Below are 25,938 nucleotides of genomic sequence, written 5' to 3' on the forward strand. Positions count from 1 at the left end.
TGTGGTTGAATACGCTCCGTTTGCGCGCGCGGTTTCGCCGGCCGCATGACCAATGTCCACGGAGCCTTATCCCGTATGCGTTTCAGAGTTTTGACCATGGGGCTGCTGATGGCCGGCGGCAGTATCGCGCAGGCCGCCACGGTGCAGGAAGTCTTCAATGGAAAAATGCTGGGCAAGAGCCAGGCGCATTTCGAAGCGATAGCCGGCGTGCCGCAGGAATCCTACGGCGACGATCGCGTGTTCGACGTGCAGAGCTGCCTGATCACCGCGACGATCAAATCGGGCAAGGTCTCGGCGCTGAGCATGGAACCTACCGGAAGCTGCCAGCCCGACCTCGCCAGCTTCATCGGCGAATATGCGCCCAAGCCGGGGCAGAAACTCACCCCCGCCGCCTTTGACTCGAACCTGACTTATACGGCAGATTGCCTGAGCGACTGCGGCAATGCCGCCGATCCCTGGGTTTACGCAAGCTGGACCGCGCCCCGCGTGGCCGGCGGCATGGAGGTCATGCTGGGCTTCGTGCAGGCGGGAGGCGACTCGCTGGACGCGGCCGATAAATGGGCCACGCAGATGGAAAAGGCGGAAGGCAAGGATTACCTGCTCAACAACAAATTCAATTGCGACGCCCGCTACAACGACGTGGCGGAGGCCGCTTTCAAGAACGTGATCGCGACCAGCGTCAAGGTCGGGTTCAATCTGCCGAAGGAACCTTGCCGCTAGGCTGCGCTGCGAACTGCTGTCTTTGTCATCCACGGCCATGTCAGGCCGGTCCCAGGGGAAAACAATAAATGAAGAAGCTAGTCTTGACGGTTCTTGTGACTCAACTGCTTGCCGGGTGCGCGGGCTCCCCGATAGGCAATATGATCAATAATGAACGCCAGGAAACCCGGGCTGACATGATGCAATCGTGGGTCGGCGAGAGCGAAGAAAAGCTGGTTTCAAAATGGGGGCCGCCCACCAATAGCTATACCTTGTCCAGCGGCGGAAAGATCATTTCGTACGAATACGTCCGTGGCATCATCAACAACACCATCTACCGATGCACGGAGAAGTTCAGGATTGATGACGGCACGGTCACCAAGTGGGGCCTGAGTTCCGGGTGCGACACGAGGATCAATGGCGGCGACCTGATATCGAAGGATATCCCCATTCCGCAGCCGACCTTGTGATGACGGGCGCGGCCTATGGCCGCGCTGCAATGGGTTGAGACTGAGCGTGAATATCGAGAACATCAAAGGCCGGCTGGCTTTTTTGCAGGAAGCCGAAAAACTCAAAAGCGTGCTGCGTAGCGGATTCACGTCTACCGGCCGCCCCGAAAGTACGGCCGAGCACAGCTGGCGCCTGTGCCTGATGGCCATGGTCTTCGAGGACGAACTGGCCGGCCTGGATATGCTCAAGGTCCTGAAACTGTGCGTGCTCCATGATCTGGGCGAGGCCATACATGGCGACGTTCCTGCAATCGAGAAACACCAGCATCCGGGCAAGAACGAGCAGGAGAAAGCCGACCTGCTGCATCTGACTCGATCCCTGGACGAGAAACAGCGGGCCGGCATCATGGCGCTTTGGCAGGAATATGAGGATGCCGTCACCCCGGAAGCCAAAGCCGTCAAAGCCCTGGATAAGCTGGAAACCATCCTGCAGCACACGCAGGGCCTCAATCCGCCGGATTTTGATTATGGGTTCAATCTGACCTACGGCCAGAAACACACCGAGGCGGATCCCTTGTTTGCCTTGGTACGCAGCATCCTGGACGAGAAAACGCGCGCGCGCATTGATCCGCAGACCTGATCAAGCCTGGCCGCGAATCAAGCTGCGGCGCGCCGCTCATGCGTGCCAAACCAGACGCCGGACAGCACCAGCACGAAAGCGCCCGTCAGGCGCCAGGTCAGCGGGTATGAGCCATTCAACAGTTCGATCAACACTGCCGTGATCGGCGCCAGCGCCTGAAACGACATCACCCGGCTCGCCTCCAGGCGGCTCAGCGCCCACAGCAGGCAGAAATAGCCCACCGCGCTGGAAAGCCCGATGAACACCACATTCGCCCATTGAAAGCCCGACATGCTGGGCAACAATGGCGCGCCACGAGCCAGACAGACGCCCGCCAGGAACAACACCGAGACAAACATCGCCACCACGCTGACATACATGGCCGGATAACGCTGCAAGTACGGACGATATAAAAGACTGCAAGCCGCGCCGATAAACGTCGCGCCCAGCAACGCAGCCCAAGCCCAACCGTCAGCGGCGCCGCCTACCGCGGCAGCAGAGGGTTGCAGCAACAGTGCAATCCCCGAAACCGCCACGCCCGCGCCGATCAGCCGCGTCCAACTGAACCGTTCGCGTCCCGTGGCAATCGCGAGGCACAGGGTTACCAGCGGCAACGTGGAAAACACCAGCGCGCACGTGGCGGCCGGCAGCCGCGCCAGCGCGTAGTTCAACAGCAGTATCAGCATCGCGAATTGCAGTATGCCCAGGCCCGCCACCGCACAGAAATCCTTGGCCGTGAAACGCACCGACCAGCGCCGCAGCATGGGCGCGACGAGCACAACCGCCCCTATGGCATAACGCAGGAAGGCCAGCGTTTCCGCTGAGACGTCATTCGACACTGCACGCGTAGAGACCATCGCGGCCCCCACCAGCGCGCCCGTGACGGCGGCAGCACAAACCGCTTTGGCGCGTTCACTCATCGCAGCCGCGCCTGTCCGCAAATGCGGGTTTCATCTGACTGCAGGGATGCATCGCCTTCCTTACAGATTCCGCGCCCAATACTGCCCCACCAGATCCTTGCCGAAGCTGTGGTGCTGCTCTTCCTCGACCAGCTCGAAGCCGGCCTTCTCATAGATCCGGCGCGCATCCGTCAGCACGCTATTGGTCCACAACACCATGCGCTTGTAGCCCGCCTGCCGCGCAAACCGCAGGCACTCGTCCACCAGCCGATGGCCGATGCCCAGCCCGCGCGCCGAGCCGTCCACGTACAGCAGGCGCAGCTTCGCCGTGGTTTCGTCCTGCCGCACCACGAAGACCGAGCCCGCCATCTTCCCGTCCTTCTCCGCGATCCAGCAGCGCTCGCCATCGCGGTCGAACTCCCGGATGAACTTCGCCACGATCTCGGCCACCAGCGCCTCGTACTCCGCGTTCCAGCCGAACTCTTGCGCGTAGACCATGGCCTGGTTTGCCACCACCAAACCCATATCGCCCGGCCTTGGATCGCGCAGCACATAGGGCAGGGGGACTTTATCGCTGAGCAGGTTCTGGATTTCGTTCATGGCATGGACCAGCTGCGCTTGCGCCGGCTCCGATAGCTGTTTGAGGATGGCGATGATCTCGTTGCGCGACGCTTCATTGAGCGGCGCAAACGCCGCCCGTCCGGCGTCCGTCAGTTCCAGCAGGCCCACGCGGGCGTCCGCCGTCGAGCGCGTCTTGGCGATCAAGCCTTTTTTCTCGAAGCCCGAGATCACCCGGCTGACATACCCCGCGTCCAGGTTCAGCTCCCGGCAGAGGTCCGAGGTGCTGAGCGCGGGGCGGTGGGCTAGCTCGTAAAGAATGCGCACTTCGGTCAGTGAGAACTCGCTGGCCAGCAGATGCTCATGCAAAACCCCGATCTGGCGAGTGTAGAAACGGTTGAAGCGCCGGACCGCTTCAGCGCGGTCGTAGAACGATTGCTCTGTCATGCCAAGGTCCAATTGCTTGCTTAAGGCATATTATTGCTTGCCTTAGGCAGTTTTATTGATTTTTTGACGTAGCATTACCAGGCTGATAGTTTTTTTTATATATGAGCCTTTGATTGTCACTCCAACGAGGAGGCAGTGGTTGCGCCTGTTGGCCAGGAGTGGCCGCTGGTGATTAATGAGGCGGACGCTTACATGTGGCGCGGCGAGCCCACGCCATCCTTACCCCTTGGTCAAACTTGCGTGGCAGCGGCACGGAGATGCCGGTTCACAGCTGGGATCGCACTGCACGCAGGAAGCGCACGAGTTTCATGGACCGATAGGCAACAAGGGCAGTGCTCGCTGTCAGCAACAGACCCAACACAAATATTGAATCGAACTTGTCGGACAGTTGAAGCAGCATCAAGGGTGGAACAAGGACCGGCAGGACGAAGATGGTAAGGCCGGTGAGCAGACGGGAGAGCGGGTCGCCGAACAGCCCCATCCACGGGTAATCGGCTGCGCTTTTATCGACACTTCGCCCTTTGCTTTCGGTGCTTCGCTGACGCAGCATAGTAAGGTTGGAAAGCAGGAATAAGGAGAGCGCGAAGCATGCGATAGGCGAGACCACCCTAACGGATCTCTCTTCCACCCGCACCCCGCCCAGATCTATTGTCTTCATGCTCTCAACCTTCTTTTTGTGAAGGTAAGTCACCGCTTCTTTGGGCGCCAGGTTTTCTATCTCAAGCCAGACCGGATCCAGATGAGGCAAGCCCATTATGTTCTCCCCTGGTAGGCAGCTATCGGAATATTCCTTCGCGATCCTTTTGGTACTCGTGTACTCGTCCCTAGCGGCTTTGAAGACAGTCTCGAGGCTACCCGCATTCCACCCAGCGTCGCGATTTTCCTTGCCATGTTTCCTGGCCCGTGCGATCGCGTCATTGCGAAGGATAAGCCGCTTTTGGCACCGATCCTCCATCCATGCGTGCATCGGCTGAAGGATGAGTCCCAGAGGCCGTGTGTGCCCACGGGCCTTTGCAACGAGATGGCTCTCCTCCACTCTTGCACGGAAGAGTTCATGAGACGATTCGGTTATATCGGCGATTTCCATCCGCCCGCGAGGCTCTCCCGCACTGTACGTTATCTCCTTGTCGGCCTTCTTAAAGGTCAGGATTAGGTGCCATTCTTTGCCTGCTGGATCCATTGGGTTCACAAGACCATGGCGATCCAGTCGACGATCATTCACGAGCGGGAATACTCCCGCGGCATGCAAGGAAAAGCCATCTGGAAGAGGTTCGCACGAGGCCAGATCATCGTTGTCGTCCAGACAGCGAATTTCTCCGTGCCTGCCGTTGATGCGATCTATCCACTCCACCACGTCGGTGTCGTGCGGCAAAGGTACTCTTGGAAGCTGCATGTCCTTAGAAAGGCTTGCCAGTTCGGTAAATGTCAAATTTTCACTCGCTTCGCGCGCGAAAATCGGAGCGTGGTAGGTGAAGTCCTCATCAACTTTCACGCCGTGAGCAACGAACAAGCTTTTCACGGCAATCGTGTCGGCGGCTGACTTGCCTCCGCGTTCGACCGAAGGAAAGAAGCGTGCCCAGGCATCATGGGAAAAATCAGAGACAAATTGCGCTTCCATTTGTGCGGAGTGATATTCGTCGGCATCTCTCGGAGAAAGCGCGAATGCCAGAATGGCGGCTGTTGTGGCGATCAGCATCCAGTGCGTCGTGCGCACACTGGAAATGAACTCTTCCATCGGGTTCCCCTCACTCATTAGGCGTAAATGGTCCCAGCATTTGCGCGTCCGCGCCCAGCACGGCCGAGCACCTGCAGTTGCAGGTCGTTCAGTAAGTTGAACAGGAAAGCTCGCTGTCTCGGCCTTTCTTGTTCGGTATCCCGAGTGCACGCGGATTAATCCATCTGCGCTAATGAGTTATCCATTCACGCGAGCTATAAACTCCGAAGAATCATCGCTGCTGCAAGAACCCCGTCCTTCGTTGTGCAAACTCGCGAACACGATCCAAGTTCGATAACACATCACTTCGGGAAACTGCCCTATGCCGCGCTGTCCATTCGCCGTTTGGAAACCGATATCCGGTGGCTCTGGTCCGCATCTGGGCGGACCCTTCAAAATTGTCCACCACACCACGGAAGGTCATAGCGCCGAAGATGCGATGGCGCTCTTCCAGTCAAAACGGTCCGACCCCCATTTCACTGTCGACGCGAGCCACATCTACCAACATGTGGACACCTCCGAGGGTGCGCGGGCGCTGCGCAACAAGGCGGGCGGCGTGCAGACCAATCGTGATTCGGCTGTGCAGATCGAACTGGTGGGCTTTGCCCACCTGCCGAAGGACATTGCCGCGCTGACCAACGTGGCTCGTTTGTGCCGATGGATCGAGCGCACGCACGGCGTGCCGCGCGAATGGCCGTCGGGGCCGCCCAAGCCGGCCAGGAACGGCCATGACCCGGGCGACCACAATCGTGATGAGAAGACCTGGGACACACGTGGGGGGCACTATGGGCACTGCCATGTTCCCGAGAACACCCACTGGGATCCTGCCTACTCGGCACAAGAGGCAACCTTCGTGCTTAACGCCGAATTCGGCAGCGATGATTCACTGGTCTCGGCAGTGCCGCCGTCCCAGCCCACACGCCGGACTGCCGGCGCCGGCAAGATGCGCGCCGTGTCGACCATGCCCGACCATGATGACGTGATTCGTGGCGTGTCGGCGTATATCCGCGACCTGGCGTTGCCGCCACAAGCGTTGTCCCGATCGGTCGCAGTGCGCCCGATGAAACGCCGCGAAGGCAATCGGATGCTTGCCGGCCTGGCGACTGTCGCCGCGGACAAGCAAGAGGCGGCGATCAATGTGGGCAGCCTGATCGGCTTCGTCGCGGGACTCGGCGCGGACGAGAAGGACGATGTGCAGTATTCCGTGCAACTCGCACAGCGCGCCGCCAGCGGAAAGTTCGATCGCTTCACGCAGACCCAGGCCTGGTACGGGGCGTACATGGAGGTGCTGGAGAACCTGGGGTGGGCAAGTCAGTCGTTGGCGTTTACATCGGTCGAGAACAAGAGCGGCACCTTCATGATGGACAAGGCGGCGTTGGAATTACTGGTTGCGGTGGCCACTGGTAACCAGTTGGCCATCTTGCGTGCGGGCGTCGAGGCCTTGAAAGAGGTGGCCAATGATGATGGTGCGATCGAGTTTTTTGACTTCCACGCGTCGGAACAGAGCACCGGAAATTTCCAGTTGGGGGCCGTGGAACGCGAGGAGAACGACACGTTATCGATGGCGCTGGGGGCTTACTACTTCCACGCGGCCGACCAACGCAAGAAGTTCCTGTTTTTCAAATGGGGCGCCAACAAAATCAATTTCTGGGCGGCCGTCCAGCGTTTGACGCTGAACCGGTCTCTGTATTCAACCGTGCGGGATGAGGTGAAAGCGAAGCTTGCGGACGCGCCTGCCTATGTGGTCGGCCTGAAGCTTGGAAAGCGATAACTGACGATAGGCGGGAGACAACCATGGCAACACAGACCACTGCGGCAAAAGCGCGCGGATCGAGTAGTGCGGCTGCAGGCAAGACGAGCCGGATCGGCAGGGCCTCGACCAGCGCCAAAGGTTCCCCGCCGCGAAAGACCAGACTCATGCCGTTCCAGCGTGTGGCCAAGCCAGACGCATTCGATGAGCGGGACATCGCGTTTCGGCCCAACATCTCCCTTGCGCCCAAGCAGCAGTACTATCCGCGACGCACGCTCACGATAAAGAATCAAGGCGACACCAACGCCTGCACGGGCTTTGCGCTGTCGACGGTTGTCGAATACTTGTTGGGCGAATCGGGCCGCGAGAACCAGCCCGCCATTTCACCCTTCATGCTGTATTCCATGGCGCGTCGCTACGACGAGTTCGCGGGCCACAAGGGTGATAACGGGTCCAGCCTGCGAGGCGCATTGAAGGGATGGTTTAAACATGGAGCCTGCGAGCAAGCGTTGTTTCCCGCCAAGGAAATGCCGCCGGCATCGTCAAAACTGCAGGACGACTGGTGGTTGGACGCGGTGAAGCGTCCGTTGGGCGCCTATTATCGTATCGATACGTCGTCCATCAGCGCAATGCACGCAGCCATCAACGAGGTAGGCATCTTGTACGCGAGCGCGGGCTGTCATCCGGGATGGAACCGTGGCGTCGAGGTTGAAAACGACGTGGAAGATGGGACACCGTTGCCCAGGCCGCACTGGATCATTCCACAGGAAGAAAAGGATCGGACCCACCTGGGCCACGCGTTCGCCATTATCGGTTATACCGAGCTGGGCTTCATAATCCAGAACTCCTGGGGCCAAAAATGGGGCACGCGCGGCCTGGCCGTCCTGACCTACGACGATTGGCTCCGCAACGCCATGGATTGTTGGGTCGTGCAGCTTGGCGTGGTTACGCGCGAACACACCGAAATATCGGAGAGCATCAGCCTGCGCACCGTGGGCAATAAGGTCACCCTGGCTGCAGGCGAGGTGCTTCGCAACCGTGAGATTTCGCCCTTTATCGTTAATGTGGGCAATGACGGCCGCCTCAGTAGTAGCGGCGAATTCCGCACCACTCCCGACGACGTGCGTGCCATTGTCGATGTGCATCTGCCGGCCGCGCGCAAGCTATGGGGCATGGAAAGCAAGGCGCTCGACGTTTGCGTGTACGCGCACGGCGGGCTGGTCAGCGAAGCCAGTGCAGCCAAGATTGCGGCGGAATGGATTCCGCTGCTGTACGAACAGCAGATCTTTCCTGTCTTCATCATGTGGGAAACCGATTTCATCACGACGGTGATGAACATCCTGAAAGACAAGGTGAAGCTGTTGCCTATCCCTACGGGCGGTATCCGCGATACGGCGGAGCGCTATTGGAACGAGCGCCTGGAAGGCATGCTCGCGCGCCCCGGAACAGTCATCTGGCAAGAGATGAAGGAGAACGCAAAGGGCATGAGCCAATACAAGCGCGACTTGGATATCTATCACCCCGAGCAGGCGGCGATGGTCATGCTGTACCAGCACTTCCACGAGCACGTCGCAGCGGGCGAGGTGCGCTTGCACATCGTCGGGCACTCGGCGGGGGCCATCGTGGCCAGTCATTTCGTCAGTGAACTCGCCAACGCCGGTGGGAAGTTGGAATCGCTCAGCCTCATGGCGCCTGCAGTGCGAGAGGACGACTTCCGGACGCTGGTTGTCCCGCATCTAAAATCCAGGCGAGTGAAGCGCTACCAGCAAATGCACCTGACCGACCGCACAGAGGAAGACGACCCCACATGCGGGCCTTACCTTCGTTCCCTGCTGTACCTGGTCAGCGAATCGTTCGAGGGGGGTGTGCGCACGAAACTGCTCGGCATGGACAAGTACTTCAGCGTCTCCGGCATTCCCTGCGACAAGGTGTTCTTGTCGCCGTCCGGCAATGCCGCCGCGGTCAATGCAAAGCCACCGATCGTGGCCGCGTCCCACGGCGGTTTCGACAATGATGAAGGGGCCAGGCAGGCGATCGTGCGATTCATCAAGCAGTGATTGGGTAATGAGTGTCCAAGTCTTGCGGAATCGATAAAGCGATGCGCTGTCGACGCCTCGCTTTGTTTCTCGCTGATTAGTTGATGATTGGTGGATGGCTATTTGCTAGCCGCTCGTTCAGTCATAAGCGCCACGCCGCGCGCGCCCGCGCGCTTTGGTCGTTGACGCTTTTGCCGAACTGGCTGGCGTAGGAAAGGCCGATGCTGGCGCGCTCGCTTACAGATCACATGCCGCTGTACTGCCAGGAGAGCATCTTTGCGCGTGACGACCTGGCCCTGCCGCGGTCGACGTTGGGCCAATGGGTTGGCGTGTGCGGCGTACGCCTGCAGCCGTTGGTCGATGCGCTGCGAGCGGACCTGCTGTAGCATGGTGTGCTGCATGCTGACGAGACTCCGGTGCAGATGCTAGACCCAGGGAGCAGGAAGACGCACCGCGCCTATCTGTGGGCATACTGCCCGACAAACTTTGAGTCAGTGTGCGGTGTAGTCTATGACTTCGCCACCAGCCGCGCTGGTGAGCACGCAAGAGCCTTCTTGCTGGAGTGATCCGGGAAGCTCGCCAGCGATGACTTCTCGGGTTACAAGGCGAGCTTCGGTTCAGGCGTGACCGAGATCGGCCGCATGGCACACGCCAGGCGCAAGTTCTATGACTTGCATGCCAACAACAAGAGCCAAGTAGCCGAACACGCATTGGGCTTCATCGGACTGCTGTACAACATCGAACGTGAGGTGGCGACGATTGCCCCCGATGACGGGCGCGGGATCCGTCAGGAGAAGGCCGTGCCGGTGGCCGAAGCGCTGCATGCCTGGATGATGGCGCAGCGCTAAAAAGTACCCGAAGGGTCGGCCATTGCCCGCGCCTTGGATTACAGCCTGAAGCGCTGGGTCGCACTGATGCGCTATCTGGAAGGTGGCGAGGCGAAGCCGCCATCACCGCTGTCGGAACTGCTTCCGATACCCCGCAGGCGACACCGAAAACGCCGCCGTGAAATGCTGGCGCAGCGATACCGTCGAGCCGAACCCCGTGGCCTCGGCCACCCGGTCCACGGAAAACCCACCCGTTTCCAGCAGCCGCTGCGCCGCGGCCAGCCTGTGGTTCAGCACCCATTGCGTCACGGTCGTGCCCGTCTTCAGCTTGAAGCGCCGCGTGAAATTGCGGCGGCTCAGCCCGGCCTCGCTGGCCAGGCGGTCCAGCCCCAGCGGCTCCTGCAAGTGCTCGATGGCCCATTCCATCGCGACGCTTATCGGGTCGCCGCCGTCCTCCCGCGTCAGCGGCCGTTCGATGTACTGCGCCTGCCCGCCATCGCGGTGCGGCGCCATCACCATGCGGCGGGCCACCCGGTTCGCCAGCTCGGCGCCGTGGTCGCAGCGCAGCAGATGCAGGCAGCAATCGATGGCGGCCGCGGTGCCGGCCGAGGTCAGGATGTCGCCGTCGTCCACGTACAAGGCCTTGCGGTCGAGCCGGACCTGCGGGTACTTGCGGGCGAAGTCGTCGCTCCAGACCCAGTGCGTCGAAGCCGCGCGGCCGTCGAGTAGCCCCGCCTCGGCCAGCACAAAGGCGCCCAGGCACAAGCCGATGACCCGTGCGCCGCGTGCATGCGCCTCGCGCAAAGCCTGCAGCATGGTTTCGGGCGGGCGCTCGTCCGGGTCGCGCCAGGCTGGCACGATCACCGTGTCGGCTTCGGCCAAGGCCGAATAGTCGTGCGGCACATGGATATCGAAACCCGACATGGTCGCGACCGGCCCGACCGCTTCGGCGCAGACCAGTAGGCGATAGCGCGGCACCCCCAGCCGGGCCAGGTCGTCGCCGAACACCATGCAGGGCACGGACAAGTGGAAGGAACTGATGCCCGCGAAGGCGACGACGGCGATGGTATGCATGGCGCGAGAGGCAGGAATGCGGATTTGGCCCGATCCTATCATTTATTGGTATTCGGGCCACTTTCCGGTTTTGGACCGATGGCGGATCCTTGATGCTGTTCGCCCGCATGCGTGAACTGCACACGAAACGCCTACAGATCAAGGACCTACGATGAACAATCCGACCATCCGCGCCATCGCCGGCGCCACCGCTCCGCAATCGATCGACCCGGCCAGCACCGCCTTGCTGGTGATCGACTTCCAGAACGAATACTTCAGCGGCAGGCTGCCCATCCCTGAAGGCCCCGCGGCTCTGCGCAACGCCGCGCAGCTCGTCGCCCACGCCGATCGGCATGGCATCCCGGTCTTCCATATCCAGCACGCCACGCCCGCCGGCAGTCCGGTCTTCGCCGACGGCAGCGCCGGCATCGAATTCCATCCCGATCTGCGCCCCGCGCCGGGCCATGCGGTGCTGCGCAAGTCCACCGTCAGCGTGTTTCCCAGCACCGACATCGACCAGCGTCTCAAGGCGGCTGGCGTACGCACGCTGCTGATCACCGGCCTGATGACGCACGCCTGCGTCGCCGGCGCGGCTAGGGACGCGGTGCCGCTGGGCTACCAGGTGATCGTGGCGGCTGATGCCTGCGCCACGCGCGACCTGGATACGGGCGCGGGGGAACAGGCCGCGTTGCCGCATGCGATGCTGCATCGTGCGGCGCTGGCGAGCATCGATGACACCTTTGGGGACATCATGACGACGAAGCAGGTGTTGGAGTTGCCCTTGGGTTGACGGAGGAGGGGGCGCCAGGCGCTCCCTACCGCGCAGTCCGCTACGCGCCGACCTGACTCTCCGCCTCGCCGATCCGGAATACCTGAGATAGATCCCAGTCTCCCATGCCGCGCTGCACGGCGTCCTGCAGCAGGCGGCGTACTTCCGGCAGCACGCGCTGGACCGTGGCGCTCGCTTCGGCCAGTTCGGCAATCGCGTCTAGATCCTTGAGCATGACGCGCACCGTGCCGGTGGCATGCTCGGGCGGGGTCACCATGCGCGGCCATAAGGTTTGCAGCAGCACGGAATCGGCCCAACCGCCTTGCAGGGCCGACGGCAGGGCTGCGGTATCGATGCCGCTGCGCTTGGCCAGCACGAAGGCTTCGGCCAGGCCGGCGAGCGTGGTCGCGACGATGGCCTGATTGGCGAGCTTGGTGGTCTGGCCCGCGCCGACGTCGCCCATGCGCGTGACGCGCGAGGCGTACGCGCGCAGCAAGGGCGTCACGGCTTCGATCGTGTCGGCCGGTCCGCCCGCCATGATGGCCAGCTTGCCGTTCGCCGCGCCTTCCGTGCCGCCCGAGACAGGCGCATCGATCCACACGCCGCCGGTTGCCGCCGTCCAGCGCCGGGCCAGGGCGCGCGTGAGCGCGGGCGACAAGGTCGAATGGTCGATGAGGCAAGCGGGCGGCGTGGCGGCTTGCGCCAACCCGTGCTCGCCGAACACCACGTCCTCTACGGCTTTGCCGTCGCCCAGGCAAAGCAGGGCGATGCCCACGCTCTCGCCCAGCGCTTGAGGCGTGGCCTTGGCCACGGCCCCGGCAGCGCTAAGCGAGCCGAGCTTCGCGCTGGAGCGGTTCCAGACGGCGACCTCGTGCCCGCCGGCCAACAGCCGCAGGGTCATGGGTTCACCCATGCGGCCGATGCCGCAAAAGCCGATGCGCGGCGTCTTCGTCATTCTTGGCTTCCATGGGCAGGCGCTTCCCCGAGAGGCGCTTCGTAAGGCCAGGTCACGGCCCCGGAATGGGTCACCGCACCCAGCTTGGCCGGACGCACCAGCGCTTCATACTTCTCAAGCACGCCGCCCAGCCTGCCGCGCGCGAACGGCTGGCATGCCTTCGCCCGCTGCGCGAGTTCCTCGTCGGAAAGTTCGACGTCCAGGCTCCCCTTGATCGCATCGATGTGTATGCGGTCGCCGTCGCGCAGCAGGCGTATCGGGCCGCCCGCCGCGGCTTCGGGGCCGACATAGCCGATGCACATGCCGCGCGTGGCGCCCGAGAACCGGCCATCGGTCAGCAGCGCGACCTTTTCACCCATGCCTTGCCCATAGATCGCCGCGGTGACGCTCAGCATTTCGCGCATGCCGGGGCCGCCCTTGGGGCCTTCGTTGCGTATCACGAGGACATCGCCTTCCCGATAGCTGCCGGCGGCAACCACCGCCATGCAGTCTTCCTCCGTCTCGAACACCCGCGCCGTGCCCGAGAACACCAGCTGCTTGAGGCCGGCGGTCTTCAGCGCGGCGCCGTCCGGGGCCAGATTGCCGCGCAGGACCACCAGCCCCGCGTTGGGCGAGAGCGGTTCGTCATGCGGCTTGACCACGCGGCCGTCAGGGCCAGGGAAGGCGCGCAGCGCCGTTTCCAGCGTTTCGCCGCTTTGCGTGAGCGTGTCGCCGTGTATATGCCCGCCCGCGAGCAGGGCGTTGAGCACCGCCGGCACGCCGCCGACGTGATGCAGATCCACGGCAAGATAGCGTCCGCCCGGCTGCATGTCGCCGATGAGCGGCGTGCGCGCCAGGACTTCCGAGACGTCATCGAGCGTGAAGGCGATGCCTGCCTCGTGGGCGATGGCTGGGATGTGCAGCATGGCATTGGTCGACCCCCCGGTGGCGGCGACGGCGGCGCAGGCGTTCTCCAGGCTCTTGCGGGTTACCAGGTCGCGCGGCAGCGGCCCGCCGTTGCGCAGCGCGCGCATGACGTTTTCACCGGCGCGGCGGGCAATCGCGATGCGTTCGCTGTAGACGGCCGGCACCATCGCCGAGCCCAGCGGAGCCAGCCCCAGCACTTCAGCGACCATCGCCATGGTGTTTGCGGTGAATTGCCCTGGGCAGGAACCGGCGGTCGGCGTGCAACGCTTTTCAATGCCGCGCAGCGTTTCGGCCGACATATCGCCGCGCTGCGCCGCGCCCACGGCCTCGATGGCCGTCAGGATCGTGGCCTGCGAGCCGTCCGGCGCCACGCCCGGCAACATCGCGCCTCCGAACAGGAACACGCCGGGGACGTTCACGCGCACCATGCCCATCAGGATGCCGGGCAGGGTCTTGTCGCAACCGGCCACGCCGACCAGCGCGTCGTAGCAATGGGCGCGTACGAACAATTCGACGCTGTCGGCGATGGTCTCGCGCGAAACCAGCGAGAACCGCATGCCCGAGTGATTCATCGATGTGCCGTCGGAGACCGAGATCGCCGAGCCGCGTATCGGCACGCCGCCGCCCGCCGCGATCCCGAGACGGACGTTGTCCGAGATCTGGTTCAGCGACATGGAACAGGGCGTGTTCTCGCCGTACGTGTCGACAATGGCGACGAACGGCTTGTCGATGGCCTCGTCGTCCAGGCCCGTGGCACGCAGGAAAGCACGGTGCGGCGCGCGCGTCACGCCCTCGGTGACCGTGCGGGAGCGGTGTTTGTGCAGATCTTTCATGGATGGTGTTCCTTGTATCGGGGGAGACTCAGGTGTTGAGCATCAAGCCGTTTTCGATGGCCAGCACCTGACCGGTCATGGCCGGGGCGCGGGCGGCGATGAACCAGGCCAGTTCCGCGACTTCCGACGGCTGCGACACCCGCTTGAGCGGCGAGTTCTCGCGCATGCCGTCGATCACGCGCGCGTAGGCCTCGTCGCCCAGCACGCGCCGCAGCAGGCCGTCGTCGACCATGCCCGGGGCGATGGCATTCACGCGGACCTGCGGGGCGAGATTGCGCGCGAGCGACAGCGTCAGCGAATTGACCGCGCCCTTCGAGGCCGCATAGGCGATGGACGATCCCGTGCCATTCAGGGATGCCAGCGAAGAAATATTGATGACGCAGCCCGACGCCGCGCCTGTCGGGCGGTCGCGCAACAGCGGAGCCGCGGCGCGCGTCATCTGGAACATGCCGATGAGGTTCACGCGGTAGACGCGTTCGAATTCGCTGGCGTCGATCGCGTCGAGGTCGCCGTGCGGAATCACGCGCGTCGTGCCCGCGCTGTTCACGACCGCGTCCAGCCGTCCCCACTTCGCCGCGACGGCATCGACCATGCCGCGGCAGGCGGCGTCGTCGCCCACGTCGGCGTCCACGATAAGGGTCTGAGCGCCAGCGTCGCCGCACTGCGCGGCCACCGCCTCGGCCGCCGCGCGGGTGCCGTGGTCGAAATTGTTGATGGCCACGGCCCAGCCTTCACGCGCGAAACGCAGGGCCGTGGCGGCCCCGATGCCGCTGGCCGCGCCGGTTACCAGACAGACGGGCACTTTCATGCCTGACCCCGCTTCGTGCCCAGTGACATCGCGATAAAGGCCCCGCCGACCAGCGCGCAGGCCAGCAGGACCATGCCGGGCAGCAGCTGTCCGGTGGCGTCCTTGAGAAAGCCGATGACATAAGGGCTGACGAAGCCGGCCAGGTTGCCGACCGAGTTGATCAGCGCAATGGCCGCCGCGGCGCCCGCGCCGCTCATCATCGCCGTGGGGATGCCCCAGAAGACCGGCGCGATCGAATTGATGCCGATGGCGGCGACGATGAGGGCGGCCATCGACCACCACAGGTGCTGGGCCAGCAGCACCGATACCAGCATGCCGACGGCGCCCAACACACAGCACACGGCAACATGGATGCGGCGCTCGTTAGTGCGGTCCGCATGGCGCGCGATGAGTATCATCGCCACCGCGCTGACCAGCGACGGCACCGCCGACAGCAGGCCGATACTGCCCAGGTTGGCGACGCCGGCGGCGCGTATCATCGTCGGCAGCCAGAACACCAGGCCGTAGTTGCCCATGGCGATGCAGAAATAGAGCAGGCCGAGCAGCCACACTTTACGGTCGCCGAACACGTGCCGCACGCTATGGCGGGCCCGGGTGCTGTCGTCGGCGGCCAGATCCTGCGCCAGCAGGCGCTTCTCGTCCGCGTTCAGCCACTTCACCGTCTCGATTCGGTCCTGCAGCATGAAGAAGGCGGCAATCCCGACCAGCAGCGACCCCAGGCCTTCGACCAGGAACAGCCACTGCCAACCGGCCAGGTCATGCAGGCCGCCGAACCGTTCCATGATCCAGCCAGACAGCGGGCCGCCGATGGCGCCCGACACCGGGATGGCCACCATGAACAAGGCGATGATCTGCGAGCGGCGGCTCGACGGGAACCAGGTGGACAGGTACAGCACAATGCCCGGGAAGAAGCCGGCTTCGGCCACCCCCAGCAGGAAACGCAGCAAATAGAACGACAGCGGTCCCTGCGCGAACATCGTCAGCGACGAAATGATCGACCACGTGACCATGATGCGCGCGATCCAGATGCGTGCCCCTACGCGATGCAGGATCAGATTGCTGGGAACTTCGAAGATGAAGTAGCCCAGAAAGAAAATGCCGGCCCCCAAGCCGTAGACCGTTTCCGACATCGACAGGTCGCTCAGCATTTGCAGCTTGGCGAAGCTCACGTTCACGCGGTCGATGTACGCGACGATGAACGACAGGAACAGGAACGGCATGATGCGCCAGGCCAGCTTGCGGTACAGCGCGTCAAGCTGCGCAGGATTCCGCGCGGCCTGCGCGCCGGCATAGGCCGGCGCGCCGCCGGATAGGGACGTGCTCATGAGTGTTGTCTCCGTGGGTGTGTGCCATGGGGCACATCGAGTTATTCGGCAGCCTGCGAGTTCGGTTATGCGATGCGGCATCGGCGTGGGATCAATCCTTGCTCCCGGCGATTCGTCGATGCTTCATGAGAAGCCCGCACTACAGTGCTGTCCGTTCGAAGGGTACGGGCTGCCCGGACCCGGCGGCAAATCACACTTTGCGCATTCGGCATTACCATTTGGTTATGATTGGCGACTTACGCCACTACGCGATGGCGACCGATACCCTCGCCTTTCCATGCACTCCATGTCCGCCAGCACGCCGTCCGACAATTCGATAGAACGTTTCTTCCGCAGCGGCCTGAAGCTCGGGCATTTGCGCATCCTGGTGGCGCTGGGCGAGTTGCGTCAGGTGACGCGGGTGGCCGCGGCGTTCCACGTCACGCAGCCTGCCATCTCCAAGCAGATCGCGGAGATCGAGGAGGCGCTGGCCACGCCGGTCGTGCGCCGCGTAGGCAACGCCATTGAATTGACGCGCATAGGGCGCGTGCTGGTCGAACGCGGGCGCGAGATCCTGCGCCAGATCGAACTGGCGCGGCGCGACGTCAAGGCGCTGGCCGCTGGCACGGCGGGCCACGTCAGATTCGGCGCCGTGGTGACGATTCCCCAACCCCTGATCGCGCACGCCGTCGAACTGTTCACGCGGCGCGCGCCGAATGCCTCGTTCTCATTCGTGGAAGCCACGCTCGATCGCCTGCTCAAGATGATGGACGAGGGCAATCTCGACCTGGCCTTGGGCCGCAACCGCGTGACCGGGAATCTGCCGGTGATGCGCCACGAGTCATTGCATCACGAGCCGTTCGTGTTCGTGGTGGGTACGCGCCACCCATTGCGCGGCCCCGACATCCCCGTGGCCTGGGCCGACCTGCAGGACGTGCGCTGGATCACGCCGATGCAGGGTTCGCCCGCTTTTGCGACCATGGTCGAGATCCTGGCCGAACATGGCGTGACCCTGCTGCGCCCGACCATCGAGTCCAGTTCCTTGGCGCTGAACCTGTCCTTGCTGCGCGACGGGGGATACGTCTCGATCCTGCCGCTGTCGCTCGCGCGCCGCTACGTACAGCGCGGAACGATGCGGATGCTGCCGCTGCCGCCGCTGGGCCCCTTGGGAGAAGCTATCCTGTACTGGCGCGAAGACACCACGACATCCACCACGCAGCTGTTCGCCGAGTGCTTGCGGGAGTCCTCGGCGGAATTGATCGATGCCGCCGGCGCCTAGCGGCCGGCCGCCTTATTTCGGCCCGGCCCCGGTCCGCTCCACGTAGATCGGGCTGGAATAGATGAAGAAGCCGTCCTCGGTGGTGATGCGCAGGTACACCGCATTGTCGGAGTCTGTGTGCAGCGGCACGCGCACCCGGGCCTGCATCCGCTGTACCGGATTCTCGTCTGGCAGGCGATAGACCTGGAGCCGGCGCCGAATGCCGCCGTTTTCGACGACTACCGGCTCCAGTCCGATCTGGTCGACGGGGATCTCGGTGCGCACTACCGGCGTGTCTATTTTCAGCACGCCGGCGCGCGGATCGCTCAGCCGCACGTCGATGCCGCTGTAGCCGCCGGTGGTCAGCGAGCGCCAGCTCAGCAGGTCAGGGCGAGGTTGCGCCAAGGTCTTGTCCAGGTTCCAGAAATTGATGGGCAGCGGATCGACGAAGGTGTTGCCCTCCAGGGTCGCGCTGCCGTCCCAGACCGTCTGGCGGCCACGGCCGCGATACTCGGATCCTTCCCAGACGATGCGGATCCGGCTGCCGAGCGAGGCCTCGCCGTAGGGGTACAGCGTCTGCACCACGTCCATGCGGTTGCGGACTTCCACGCGCTCGATGGCGCCATGGGTCAGGACCTCGAAGGACAGCTCCAGCGAGTCGCCGTCGTACGACAGGATGGCGCCCATATCGGCCTGCGTGACGGACTCGCGCGTGACCGGGGCGCCCAGCTTGGGATCATCGGAATAGCGCTGCGCCGGACTATCGAAATGCGCTTGCACGTCCAGGTAGGCGCGGCATCCGGTGGTGGCGTAGTGGCGGCGCTGGCGCAGGCACTCGGCGATCGACTGGCGGGTCAGCTGGTCGGCAATCAGACAGCTCAGGCCGCCATACGCGCCAAACATCGACGCGCCAGGATGGCTGGCGCCGTGCCGGCCCTTGTGTCCGTCGCTATTGGCCAGGATGCCCACGCGGTAGCCCAGCCGGAAGGCATCTTCCAACAGCCATTCGAAGGTGCCCCAGTCGGAGTGGATCTCGATGGAGCGCTCCAAGCGCGCGTCATGGGACCGCGTAATGTCGGCGTAGCGGCCGCCGATGTGCGCGAACACCACCACATCCTCGTCTTTCAGCGCGTCAAACAGCGCATCGGCATCGTTGGCGTCCAGCGCCAGGTCCGACAGGTCGTCGATCAGCGCGTGCGAGGACCGATGGATGGGGCGGTCTTCCTTCAGGTACAGCACGTTGCGGTCGCCGCCCAGGCCGGTGTTGCCCGACCATTCATAGCCGGGGAAGATGATGAACGATCCATCCTGGTTGTATTGCGCGGTCAGCTTATTCAACTGTTCCCAGAATGGCGTGGTGATCTGGAAGTCATTGCCCTGGTGGCTCATGACGTCCAGAAAGGCGCGGTCCCGCGCGAACAGGATCAGGTCCTCGGCGGAATTGGTGCCTATGGTTTCCTCGGACTGCCCGTGCAGGTCGGCCCAGTAGTGCCCGCGTGTTCCGCCGCCGGCCGCGACGACGCGGCAGGGCGTGCTTTGCGCCACGGGCAGGCCGTCGCGCAGCACCTCGATGCGCAGCTCGCCAGGCGCTTCGGCCACCAATCCTTCAAGCCGCGACGAGAGCTCGCCCTCGCGCATCGAGAACGTGGCGGGCAGGCCGCGTAGCGGCAGGCTGCTGCGCAGGGTGAACTCGCCGGATACCTGATCGCTGGGGTTTCCCCATTTGTCTTCGCCCTTGAAACCCAGGGTGAAGGGGTCGCCCGCCACCACCTGGCTGGGCAGGATCGCCTTGTAGGCGACCGGCGGCCCGGCCACCACGGCGATGGTGGGCGAGTGTTGGAGCTCGGTGTAGTTGTAGGTGGCGAAGGCGTCCACCAGCACCTTGAATTCGAACGTAGGCTCGCTGAACGTCTGCACCCGCATGCCCGGTGAGCCCTGCCGCGTATCGCCAAAGCGCACCACGATGCGATCGCCTTCCTCCAGGTAGCCGCGCACCACCCGGATGAATAGCGTCTTGTCCCAGGGCCGGATGTTGCGCTTGCCGTCGTACTCGACCTGCAACACCGCGCCGTTGGAAGCCTCGACCGTGGTGTAGTTCCAGCCGTCCGGCTGATCGAACTGCGGCTTGCCCATGTCGCTGGCGAAGCGGTGCACGATCTTGATCGATCCGGTGTCGTCGATGCCGAAATAGCCCGCGGTGTACGTCAGCGTGAACGACGCGAAGCTGCCCGCTTCGAAGCGGCCGGTAGGTTCGACGATGGCCGATCCCATGCGGTCGGCGGCGTAGGAAGAGTGGGGCATTGCGGTTCCAGGCGGGTTAGGGAAATCCCATCTTAGGGACCGCACATCCATATAGCTATAGTATGCAAACTATTCCATCATGACGTCGCTACATGACCGAGCCGATCGAATCCGTCTCCCTGCGCCAACTGCGCGCGCTGGTCGCTATCGGTGAAACCGCCAGCTTCACGGCCGCCGGCGAACGCCTGGGCCTGTCGCAACCGTCAGTCAGCCACTTGATCCGCCGATTGGAGGCCGAAGTCGGCCAGCCGCTGGTGGTGCGCGGCCGCGAGGTCTCCTTGACGCGCGACGGCCAGGCCATGGTCGACGCGGCGCGGCGCGCCATCCTGGCCATCGACAGTTCGATCCAGGAATGCCGCGAACACTCCGACCTGAAGCGCGGCAAAGTCATGGTCGCCGTGGGCCATGTCAGCGCGGCCACCTTGTTGCCGCACATCCTGATGGAGTTCCGCCAGCGCCACCCCCAACTGGACCTGATCGTGGTCGATTGCATGGTGCAGCAGATCCGCACGCGCCTGCTCTCGCACGAGGCCGATGTCGGCCTGGGCGCGGTCATGCAAGACGACGACTCCCGCATCATGGTGGAACAGCTTTCGGACAGCGGCGTCGCGCTCTTCGCGCGCATGGATCATCCCCTGGCCAGGCTGGACGAGGTCGACGCCAAGGTGCTGGCCGAATTGCCCTGCATCCAGCTGAATCCCGAAGCGCCCGCCTGGCTCAACATCAGCCGCCGCTTGATCGCCGCGAATATCTATCCGCGCGTCGAACAGCGCGTCGTCCTGCTGTCCACGGCCATCGGCCTGATACAGGCCGGCATGGGCGTGGCCATGCTGCCGCAGATCGCGCGCGGGCAGATGCCCGCCGGCATCAAAGGCATCGCCTTGCGCAACCCGGCGCTGGAATGGCCGATCTCCATCGCGCGCCTGGCCAACTACCCCTTGTCTCCCGCGGCGCAGGCCTTCGTCGCCGTGGTCCGCTCGGTCTCCCAACGCCTGCGCCGCGACGCCGCCATGCCGTGATGGCATGACGCTATAGCACCCCGCCTATTTTTCGGGTTTGCCTCCTCCGATACGCTGCTTGGCATCATGCAAGCCCGCATGGTTTCCATTGCTCGCGCCAGCGCGGAGGCATCATGAAAACACTACAAGGGGTTCTACTGGGGGCCGTACTGGCCTGTGCGTCGCTTGTCGCGACATCAGCCGAGGCGGCGCCGTTTCCGGATCGCCCTATCACGCTGGTCGTGCCCCTTGCGGCGGGCAGCACGGCCGATATCCTGGCGCGGTCCATCCAGCCCGGCCTTAGCCAGCAACTGGGGCAAACGGTCGTCGTCGAGAACAAGCCCGGCGGCGGCGGCCAGATCGCCATGAGCTACGTAGCCAAGGCCTCGCCCGACGGCTATACGCTGGTGCTGGGCTCCAACAATACCTGGGCCATCAACCTGGGGCTGTTCTCGAAGCTGTCCTACGATCCGACCAAGGACTTCGTGCCGGTCGCCTATCTGGCCGGCGGCTCCAATGTGCTGGTCGTGCCATCCGACAGCCCGTACCGCTCCGTGCCCGAACTGGTCACGGCCTTGAAAGCCCAACCCGGCAAACTGATGTACTCGTCCGGGGGCAACGGCACCACGCACCACCTCTCGGCCGAACTGCTGCTGTCGATCACCGGCACCCAGGCCGCGCACATTCCCTACCGTGGCGCCCCGCAAGGCGTGGCCGCCGTCATGGCGCATGAGGTCGCCTTCGCGTTCTACAACACGCCCAGCGTGTCCGGCCTGGTCAAGGAAGGCAAGCTGCGCGCCCTGGCGGTCACAGGCGAGGCGCGATCCCCCTTGTTGCCAGACGTGCCGACCATGATGGAAGAGGGCGTGTCGGGCTACGTGATCACCGTCGACCTCGGCCTGATGGCCCCCGCCGGTACGCCGCCGGACGTCGTGGTGAAACTCAACGCCGCGGCGCGCAAAGTCATGGACAGCGCTGAACAGCGCCAGCGGTTGCAGGGCTTGGGGTATGAAATCTTCCACGACGGGCCGCCCAGCGGACTGGCTGCATTTATCCAGGCGGATATCGCCAAATGGGTGCCGTTGGTGCAGAGGTCGGGGGCGAAAGTGGATTAGGTGTTTGCATTGGCCTGATTCCTCTGCCTGGGGAAATGCGCGGGGCGCCAGCTTACAATTCGCCGGCCCCAGCCACCTCAGCAGAGTGAGTCCCGCCCATGTCCGAACACCACCAGTTTCTGTGCCCCCGCGACATGCATTTGCCGCCGCCTGATTGGCGCGCGCTGGAAATCAAACTGCTGGAAGGTGGATATGTGATGGAACCGCGCGGCGACGGCGTTCCGTATCGCGCGCTGTTGAACCTGAGCTTCGATTTGGCGAGCTTGAATGAAGGGTCGTACCAGTATCAAGAAGGCCTGCGTACGACGGGTGACGTGATCGCCATGTACGTGGGGGCAGGGTATCTGCCGGCGGAGATACCGATACGCCATAACGACACAATGGAAGAGGCCGTGGCGTTGCTGGCTGAGCACGGTATTACGCCGGGGGATCGGTATGCGGATAACGAGAGCAGCGACTGGAATAGCCCGCAGTACTGCTTGGGTCCGGCGGCTCGTGCCTATCTGACTGACGATACGCGGGCTTCTTATGATGCTGACCCAAAGAATTTTCCGTTGATGCTGCTGGCCTATGACGGCCCTGAGCCGCATGTGGCGGTGGGGGAGAATCTGTCCGAGCCTAGCTTGCCGGGGTCAGATGAACTGCTGGAATCCATGCCGCCGTTCGACTCGCATGTTGATTTTATTGGAGCGGCTTATGAGGATCCGGCGGCGCAGTGGCATTGTGCGGAGAATGGGCGCGATTTCCGGATACTGGAGTTGGATTGGCGGTACAGCTTGGCGATGGGGTTTCGGATGATTCGGACGGAATGGCTGGATGACGGCAGCGCGAGGGGGCTGGCTAGGCTGATCAAGGGGATGACCGGGCAGGCTATGGTTTGCAGCCATCGGCATTTGTGAATGCGGGGTAGGGGATAGGCGCTGGGCTGTTATTCCCTTGTTCTTGCGAGACATAAACCTACGATTTGAATGAGAGGCGCCGCTAAGGTTGTTCCAGCTGCCACACCTCAACGACCCCGTGCGCGACGGCGCAGGGCGTTTGCGACACCATTGCTATAGCTTCGGCCATGTCGACGGCTTCGATGATGGCGAAGCCGGCCACTGGTAAGGGCGATTTCATGAATGGGCCGTTTGTTGTTTCGACCCGAGCGGCCTCGTGGTTGCGCACTTGCACTGACTTGCCTGCAATGCCCATCAGTACACCGTCGTTCTGCAGTTTTGCGTCGTGCGCATGCGCTGCATTTCGGATGGCCTGTGGGGTGCGATCGTAACCCTCTTGGTCGCCATATCCGATCGTCACAAACTTTGGCATGGATCGTCTCCTTAGCGAGGATGAGATTCGGGGCTGCCTGCAATTCCAATAAACGGAAAATGGTAAAGCATGGGATGGGCCTTTAGGCACCAGCCCGAGCATGATTTCTCACTTGGCGACGGATCCTCAGGTCTTGGAGACTTACTAGCCGCACTACAGCTTGAGCGGTGTTGGCGGCACAAGACGCTGCTTGTTCTGGTTGGCCTATCTTTTTGTGTTGCTCCAGCGCTCCGTCCTCGCTCTGCCCCTAAAGTAAAGTTCGGGTAATATCTGTAGATATTTGTCACGAACTGGTTTGTTCGCGATCACTTTTACTGGGCGCTTAGATACTTTCTCGAGATTGTGAACCAACGCGAGCGATAGCTCGTACGCAAATTGGAGCAGAGCATGGAGTTGATGGAAAAACTCAGAGGCCTTTCCGAAAAAATTCGTCAACAAGGCCCCGGAATCAAGACCGAAGAGGCGACGAAGAATGCGTTTGTGATGCCGTTCATTCACAACATATTGGGATACGACGTCTTCGATCCCAATGAGGTAACGCCCGAGTTCATTGCCGACGTTGGCACCAAGAAGGGTGAGAAGGTCGATTACGCGATTCTTCAGAATTCACAAATCCAGATCTTGATTGAGTGCAAGAAGTTCGGTGATCCGCTGAACATAAATCACGCCTCTCAGCTGTTCCGCTACTTCCATGTCACGACCGCGAGAGTCTCCATTCTTACCAATGGTCAGGTTTATCAGTTCTTTACCGATCTCGATGCGCCCAACAAGATGGACCAGAAGCCATTTCTGGAGCTTGATCTACTCGATATCGATGACTATATCGTCCCCGAACTGAAGAAGCTGACGAAAGGCGCGTTTGACCTGGAATCGGTCATCAGTGCTGCCGGGGAGCTTAAGTATCTAAGTCAGATCAAGAAGATTGTCGCCAATCAATTCGTTGCCCCTGAAGAGGATTTCGTCAAGCTGTTCGCTTCGCGGGTCTATGAGGGTGTGATCACACAACGAGTTCGAGATCAATTTTCCTCATTGACGAAACGTGCACTTGGTCAGTTTTTGAATGATCAAATCAACGAGCGACTCAAATCAGCCATGAATAGCAACGCCGTTGCATCGGTAGTGGCAGATACGCCGGAAGCTGAAGAGATCGGAGATGGACCAGACGACTCCATTACTACGACGCTTGAGGAAATCGAGGGCTACCACGTGGTTAAAGCAATTGTCCGAGCCGTAGTCGATGTCAAGCGCGTCGTTCAGCGAGACACGCAAAGCTATATGGGCATACTTTTGGATGACAACAACAGGAAGCCCATTTGTCGTCTGCACTTCAATCGTGCGCAGAAATACGTGGGAATATTCGACGAGAACAAAAATGAGACTCGGCATCCCATCTCGTCTATCGACGAAATTTACAATCTCTCCGACGCGCTTAGAAAAACTGTGGGCTCCTATGGGACGGATGTGGCAGCTTGAAGAGGGGCGCTGAGCCGTTTTTATCGCGTATCTAGATTAAGGGCTTTAGACGAGAAACTAGCTCACGAATTTAGCCTGGCACCTTTTCTTCCTACCTTTTTTCTCAATCCGCATCGTCGGTTGGAACTCGGAACGACACGCGCAACCGCCGCCGAGAGAGATTTTTATCCTACAACCCCATAATTCATAAAGAGACTTTGATGTCCCGTATCAGTATCGCCGCAGTAGTTGTCCTCACGCTTGGTGCTTGCACGACCGTCAAGCATGCACCCATTTCCCAAGATTCTCTGAGCAAGCTGGAAGGCAAATCCATCGTGTCCGCACGCTACGGGCAACCGGACTTCACGGCCTTTACCGCTGGCAAGGCGGCGTTCGCGATGCTTGGCGCCGGTGCGATGGTCACGGAAGGCAATGCCATCGTGAAAGAAAACGGCATTGAAGATCCTGCGATTGCTATCTCTGCCGGATTGCAAAACAAGTTGGCTAGCTTGAAGAACACGACGGCCGTGCAGGCGTCTGCCGTGGCAGCTAAGGATGATGTAGCGACCGTCGTCGCCGCCAGTCAAGGTGGCGATTTTGTTTTGGACGTGAAGACGCTGACATGGATGTTCAATTACTACCCGACGGATTGGGCACACTACCGCGTTAGTTATACGGCGAGGTTGCGGCTGATTGACGCGGCGACAAAGACCGTGGTGGCGGAATCGGCCTGCGCCGGGGGGCAGGGGGATGACAAGAACCCGCCGACGAAGGATCAGTTGCTGGCGAACGGGGCGGGGTTGTTAAAGGAATATTTGGCCAAGGCGGGGGACGCTTGCACGGAGGTGCTGGCGCGGGATGTTCTGGGGCTGTAATA

The 25,938-nt window shown here is 62.2% G+C and carries 22 protein-coding genes and 2 pseudogenes; 13 read left to right on the forward strand and 11 right to left on the reverse strand.

All coding sequences use genetic code 11. From position 1 onward, the window contains the following. The first annotated feature begins 75 nt into the window (after positions 1 to 75). From FOC84_RS26490 to FOC84_RS26500, 3 genes are all read left to right on the forward strand, one after another. A complete protein-coding gene (locus tag FOC84_RS26490) occupies positions 76 to 720 on the forward strand; it encodes a hypothetical protein (RefSeq protein ID WP_173147488.1) in 645 nt (214 codons plus the stop codon). A gap of 68 nt (positions 721 to 788) precedes the next feature. Then, on the forward strand, positions 789 to 1,169 hold the full coding sequence (locus tag FOC84_RS26495) for a hypothetical protein (RefSeq protein ID WP_173147490.1): 381 nt from the start codon (positions 789 to 791) through the stop codon (positions 1,167 to 1,169). Between the two features lie 46 nt (positions 1,170 to 1,215). Continuing rightward, positions 1,216 to 1,788, forward strand: coding sequence for an HD domain-containing protein (locus FOC84_RS26500; protein ID WP_173147492.1), 573 nt, complete (start codon positions 1,216 to 1,218; stop codon positions 1,786 to 1,788). Positions 1,789 to 1,805: 17 nt separating this feature from the next. Here the strand turns inward: FOC84_RS26500 and FOC84_RS26505 are convergent, their stop codons facing one another. From FOC84_RS26505 to FOC84_RS26515, 4 genes and pseudogenes are all read right to left on the reverse strand, one after another. Next, a complete protein-coding gene (locus FOC84_RS26505) occupies positions 1,806 to 2,687 on the reverse strand; it encodes a DMT family transporter (protein WP_173147494.1) in 882 nt (293 codons plus the stop codon). Between the two features lie 60 nt (positions 2,688 to 2,747). Further along, entirely contained in the window at positions 2,748 to 3,266 is a 519-nt protein-coding gene (locus FOC84_RS33605; protein WP_438800898.1) for a GNAT family N-acetyltransferase, read from the reverse strand. 150 nt (positions 3,267 to 3,416) lie between these two features. After that, positions 3,417 to 3,671: pseudogene (locus FOC84_RS33610) on the reverse strand (MarR family winged helix-turn-helix transcriptional regulator); the annotation flags it as partial. Between the two features lie 265 nt (positions 3,672 to 3,936). Next, entirely contained in the window at positions 3,937 to 5,406 is a 1,470-nt protein-coding gene (locus tag FOC84_RS26515; protein WP_173147498.1) for a hypothetical protein, read from the reverse strand. A 418-nt stretch (positions 5,407 to 5,824) separates the two neighbouring features. On the opposite strand from FOC84_RS26515, the gene FOC84_RS26520 reads away from it, so the two are divergent. The 3 genes and pseudogenes from FOC84_RS26520 to tnpC all read left to right on the forward strand — a co-directional run. Continuing rightward, positions 5,825 to 7,156 (forward strand): peptidoglycan recognition protein family protein, encoded by a 1,332-nt coding sequence (locus FOC84_RS26520; protein ID WP_254241791.1) that lies wholly within the window; start codon positions 5,825 to 5,827, stop codon positions 7,154 to 7,156. A gap of 23 nt (positions 7,157 to 7,179) precedes the next feature. Further along, entirely contained in the window at positions 7,180 to 9,192 is a 2,013-nt protein-coding gene (locus tag FOC84_RS26525; RefSeq protein WP_173147502.1) for a C1 family peptidase, read from the forward strand. 200 nt (positions 9,193 to 9,392) lie between these two features. Beyond that, a pseudogene (gene tnpC, locus FOC84_RS33445) lies at positions 9,393 to 10,106 on the forward strand (IS66 family transposase); the annotation flags it as partial. Positions 10,107 to 10,121: 15 nt separating this feature from the next. Here the strand turns inward: tnpC and FOC84_RS26545 are convergent. Continuing rightward, complete coding sequence (locus FOC84_RS26545) at positions 10,122 to 11,072, reverse strand: GlxA family transcriptional regulator (RefSeq protein ID WP_173147508.1); 951 nt, start codon at positions 11,070 to 11,072, stop codon at positions 10,122 to 10,124. A gap of 151 nt (positions 11,073 to 11,223) precedes the next feature. Between FOC84_RS26545 and FOC84_RS26550 the strand changes: the two genes are divergently transcribed. Further along, positions 11,224 to 11,841, forward strand: a complete 618-nt coding sequence (locus FOC84_RS26550; RefSeq protein ID WP_173147510.1) for a cysteine hydrolase family protein — start codon at positions 11,224 to 11,226, stop codon at positions 11,839 to 11,841. Between the two features lie 40 nt (positions 11,842 to 11,881). Here the strand turns inward: FOC84_RS26550 and FOC84_RS26555 are convergent, their stop codons facing one another. From FOC84_RS26555 to FOC84_RS26570, 4 genes are read right to left on the reverse strand one after another with little or no spacing between them, the layout of a single operon-like run. After that, entirely contained in the window at positions 11,882 to 12,775 is an 894-nt protein-coding gene (locus tag FOC84_RS26555) for an NAD(P)-dependent oxidoreductase (RefSeq protein WP_173147512.1), read from the reverse strand. Further along, a complete protein-coding gene (gene ilvD, locus FOC84_RS26560) occupies positions 12,772 to 14,514 on the reverse strand; it encodes a dihydroxy-acid dehydratase (protein WP_173147514.1) in 1,743 nt (580 codons plus the stop codon). Before ilvD ends, FOC84_RS26555 begins: the two co-directional genes overlap by 4 nt. A 28-nt stretch (positions 14,515 to 14,542) precedes the next feature. Beyond that, complete coding sequence (locus FOC84_RS26565; RefSeq protein WP_173147516.1) at positions 14,543 to 15,322, reverse strand: SDR family NAD(P)-dependent oxidoreductase; 780 nt, start codon at positions 15,320 to 15,322, stop codon at positions 14,543 to 14,545. Then, positions 15,319 to 16,647 (reverse strand): MFS transporter, encoded by a 1,329-nt coding sequence (locus FOC84_RS26570; protein WP_173147518.1) that lies wholly within the window; start codon positions 16,645 to 16,647, stop codon positions 15,319 to 15,321. The genes FOC84_RS26565 and FOC84_RS26570 overlap by 4 nt, the downstream gene beginning before the upstream one ends. Before the next feature lie 286 nt (positions 16,648 to 16,933). Between FOC84_RS26570 and FOC84_RS26575 the strand changes: the two genes are divergently transcribed. Then, positions 16,934 to 17,905: a LysR family transcriptional regulator gene (locus FOC84_RS26575; RefSeq protein WP_173150418.1), complete on the forward strand. Its 972-nt coding sequence runs from the start codon at positions 16,934 to 16,936 to the stop codon at positions 17,903 to 17,905. 12 nt (positions 17,906 to 17,917) lie between these two features. Here the strand turns inward: FOC84_RS26575 and FOC84_RS26580 are convergent, their stop codons facing one another. After that, positions 17,918 to 20,185: a DUF3604 domain-containing protein gene (locus FOC84_RS26580; RefSeq protein ID WP_173147520.1), complete on the reverse strand. Its 2,268-nt coding sequence runs from the start codon at positions 20,183 to 20,185 to the stop codon at positions 17,918 to 17,920. A 92-nt stretch (positions 20,186 to 20,277) separates the two neighbouring features. On the opposite strand from FOC84_RS26580, the gene FOC84_RS26585 reads away from it, so the two are divergent. The 3 genes from FOC84_RS26585 to FOC84_RS26595 all read left to right on the forward strand — a co-directional run bounded on the left by FOC84_RS26585 (position 20,278) and on the right by FOC84_RS26595 (position 23,197). Beyond that, positions 20,278 to 21,204, forward strand: coding sequence for a LysR family transcriptional regulator (locus FOC84_RS26585; protein ID WP_119451312.1), 927 nt, complete (start codon positions 20,278 to 20,280; stop codon positions 21,202 to 21,204). Between the two features lie 113 nt (positions 21,205 to 21,317). After that, positions 21,318 to 22,298 (forward strand): Bug family tripartite tricarboxylate transporter substrate binding protein, encoded by a 981-nt coding sequence (locus FOC84_RS26590; RefSeq protein ID WP_173147522.1) that lies wholly within the window; start codon positions 21,318 to 21,320, stop codon positions 22,296 to 22,298. Between the two features lie 98 nt (positions 22,299 to 22,396). Continuing rightward, complete coding sequence (locus tag FOC84_RS26595; protein WP_173147524.1) at positions 22,397 to 23,197, forward strand: hypothetical protein; 801 nt, start codon at positions 22,397 to 22,399, stop codon at positions 23,195 to 23,197. An 82-nt stretch (positions 23,198 to 23,279) separates the two neighbouring features. Here the strand turns inward: FOC84_RS26595 and FOC84_RS26600 are convergent, their stop codons facing one another. Beyond that, positions 23,280 to 23,609 (reverse strand): YciI family protein, encoded by a 330-nt coding sequence (locus tag FOC84_RS26600; protein WP_173147526.1) that lies wholly within the window; start codon positions 23,607 to 23,609, stop codon positions 23,280 to 23,282. Positions 23,610 to 23,996: 387 nt separating this feature from the next. Here FOC84_RS26600 and FOC84_RS26605 point away from each other — a divergent pair, with 387 nt between their 5' ends. Together FOC84_RS26605 and FOC84_RS26610 are read left to right on the forward strand one after the other, a co-directional pair. Further along, a complete protein-coding gene (locus FOC84_RS26605) occupies positions 23,997 to 25,082 on the forward strand; it encodes a type I restriction endonuclease (RefSeq protein ID WP_173147528.1) in 1,086 nt (361 codons plus the stop codon). Between the two features lie 200 nt (positions 25,083 to 25,282). Further along, a complete protein-coding gene (locus tag FOC84_RS26610) occupies positions 25,283 to 25,936 on the forward strand; it encodes a hypothetical protein (RefSeq protein WP_173147530.1) in 654 nt (217 codons plus the stop codon). Positions 25,937 to 25,938 lie beyond the last annotated feature (2 nt).

Origin of the sequence: Achromobacter pestifer (assembly GCF_013267355.1) — a bacterium.
GTDB classification, from domain to species: domain Bacteria; phylum Pseudomonadota; class Gammaproteobacteria; order Burkholderiales; family Burkholderiaceae_B; genus Achromobacter; species Achromobacter pestifer_A.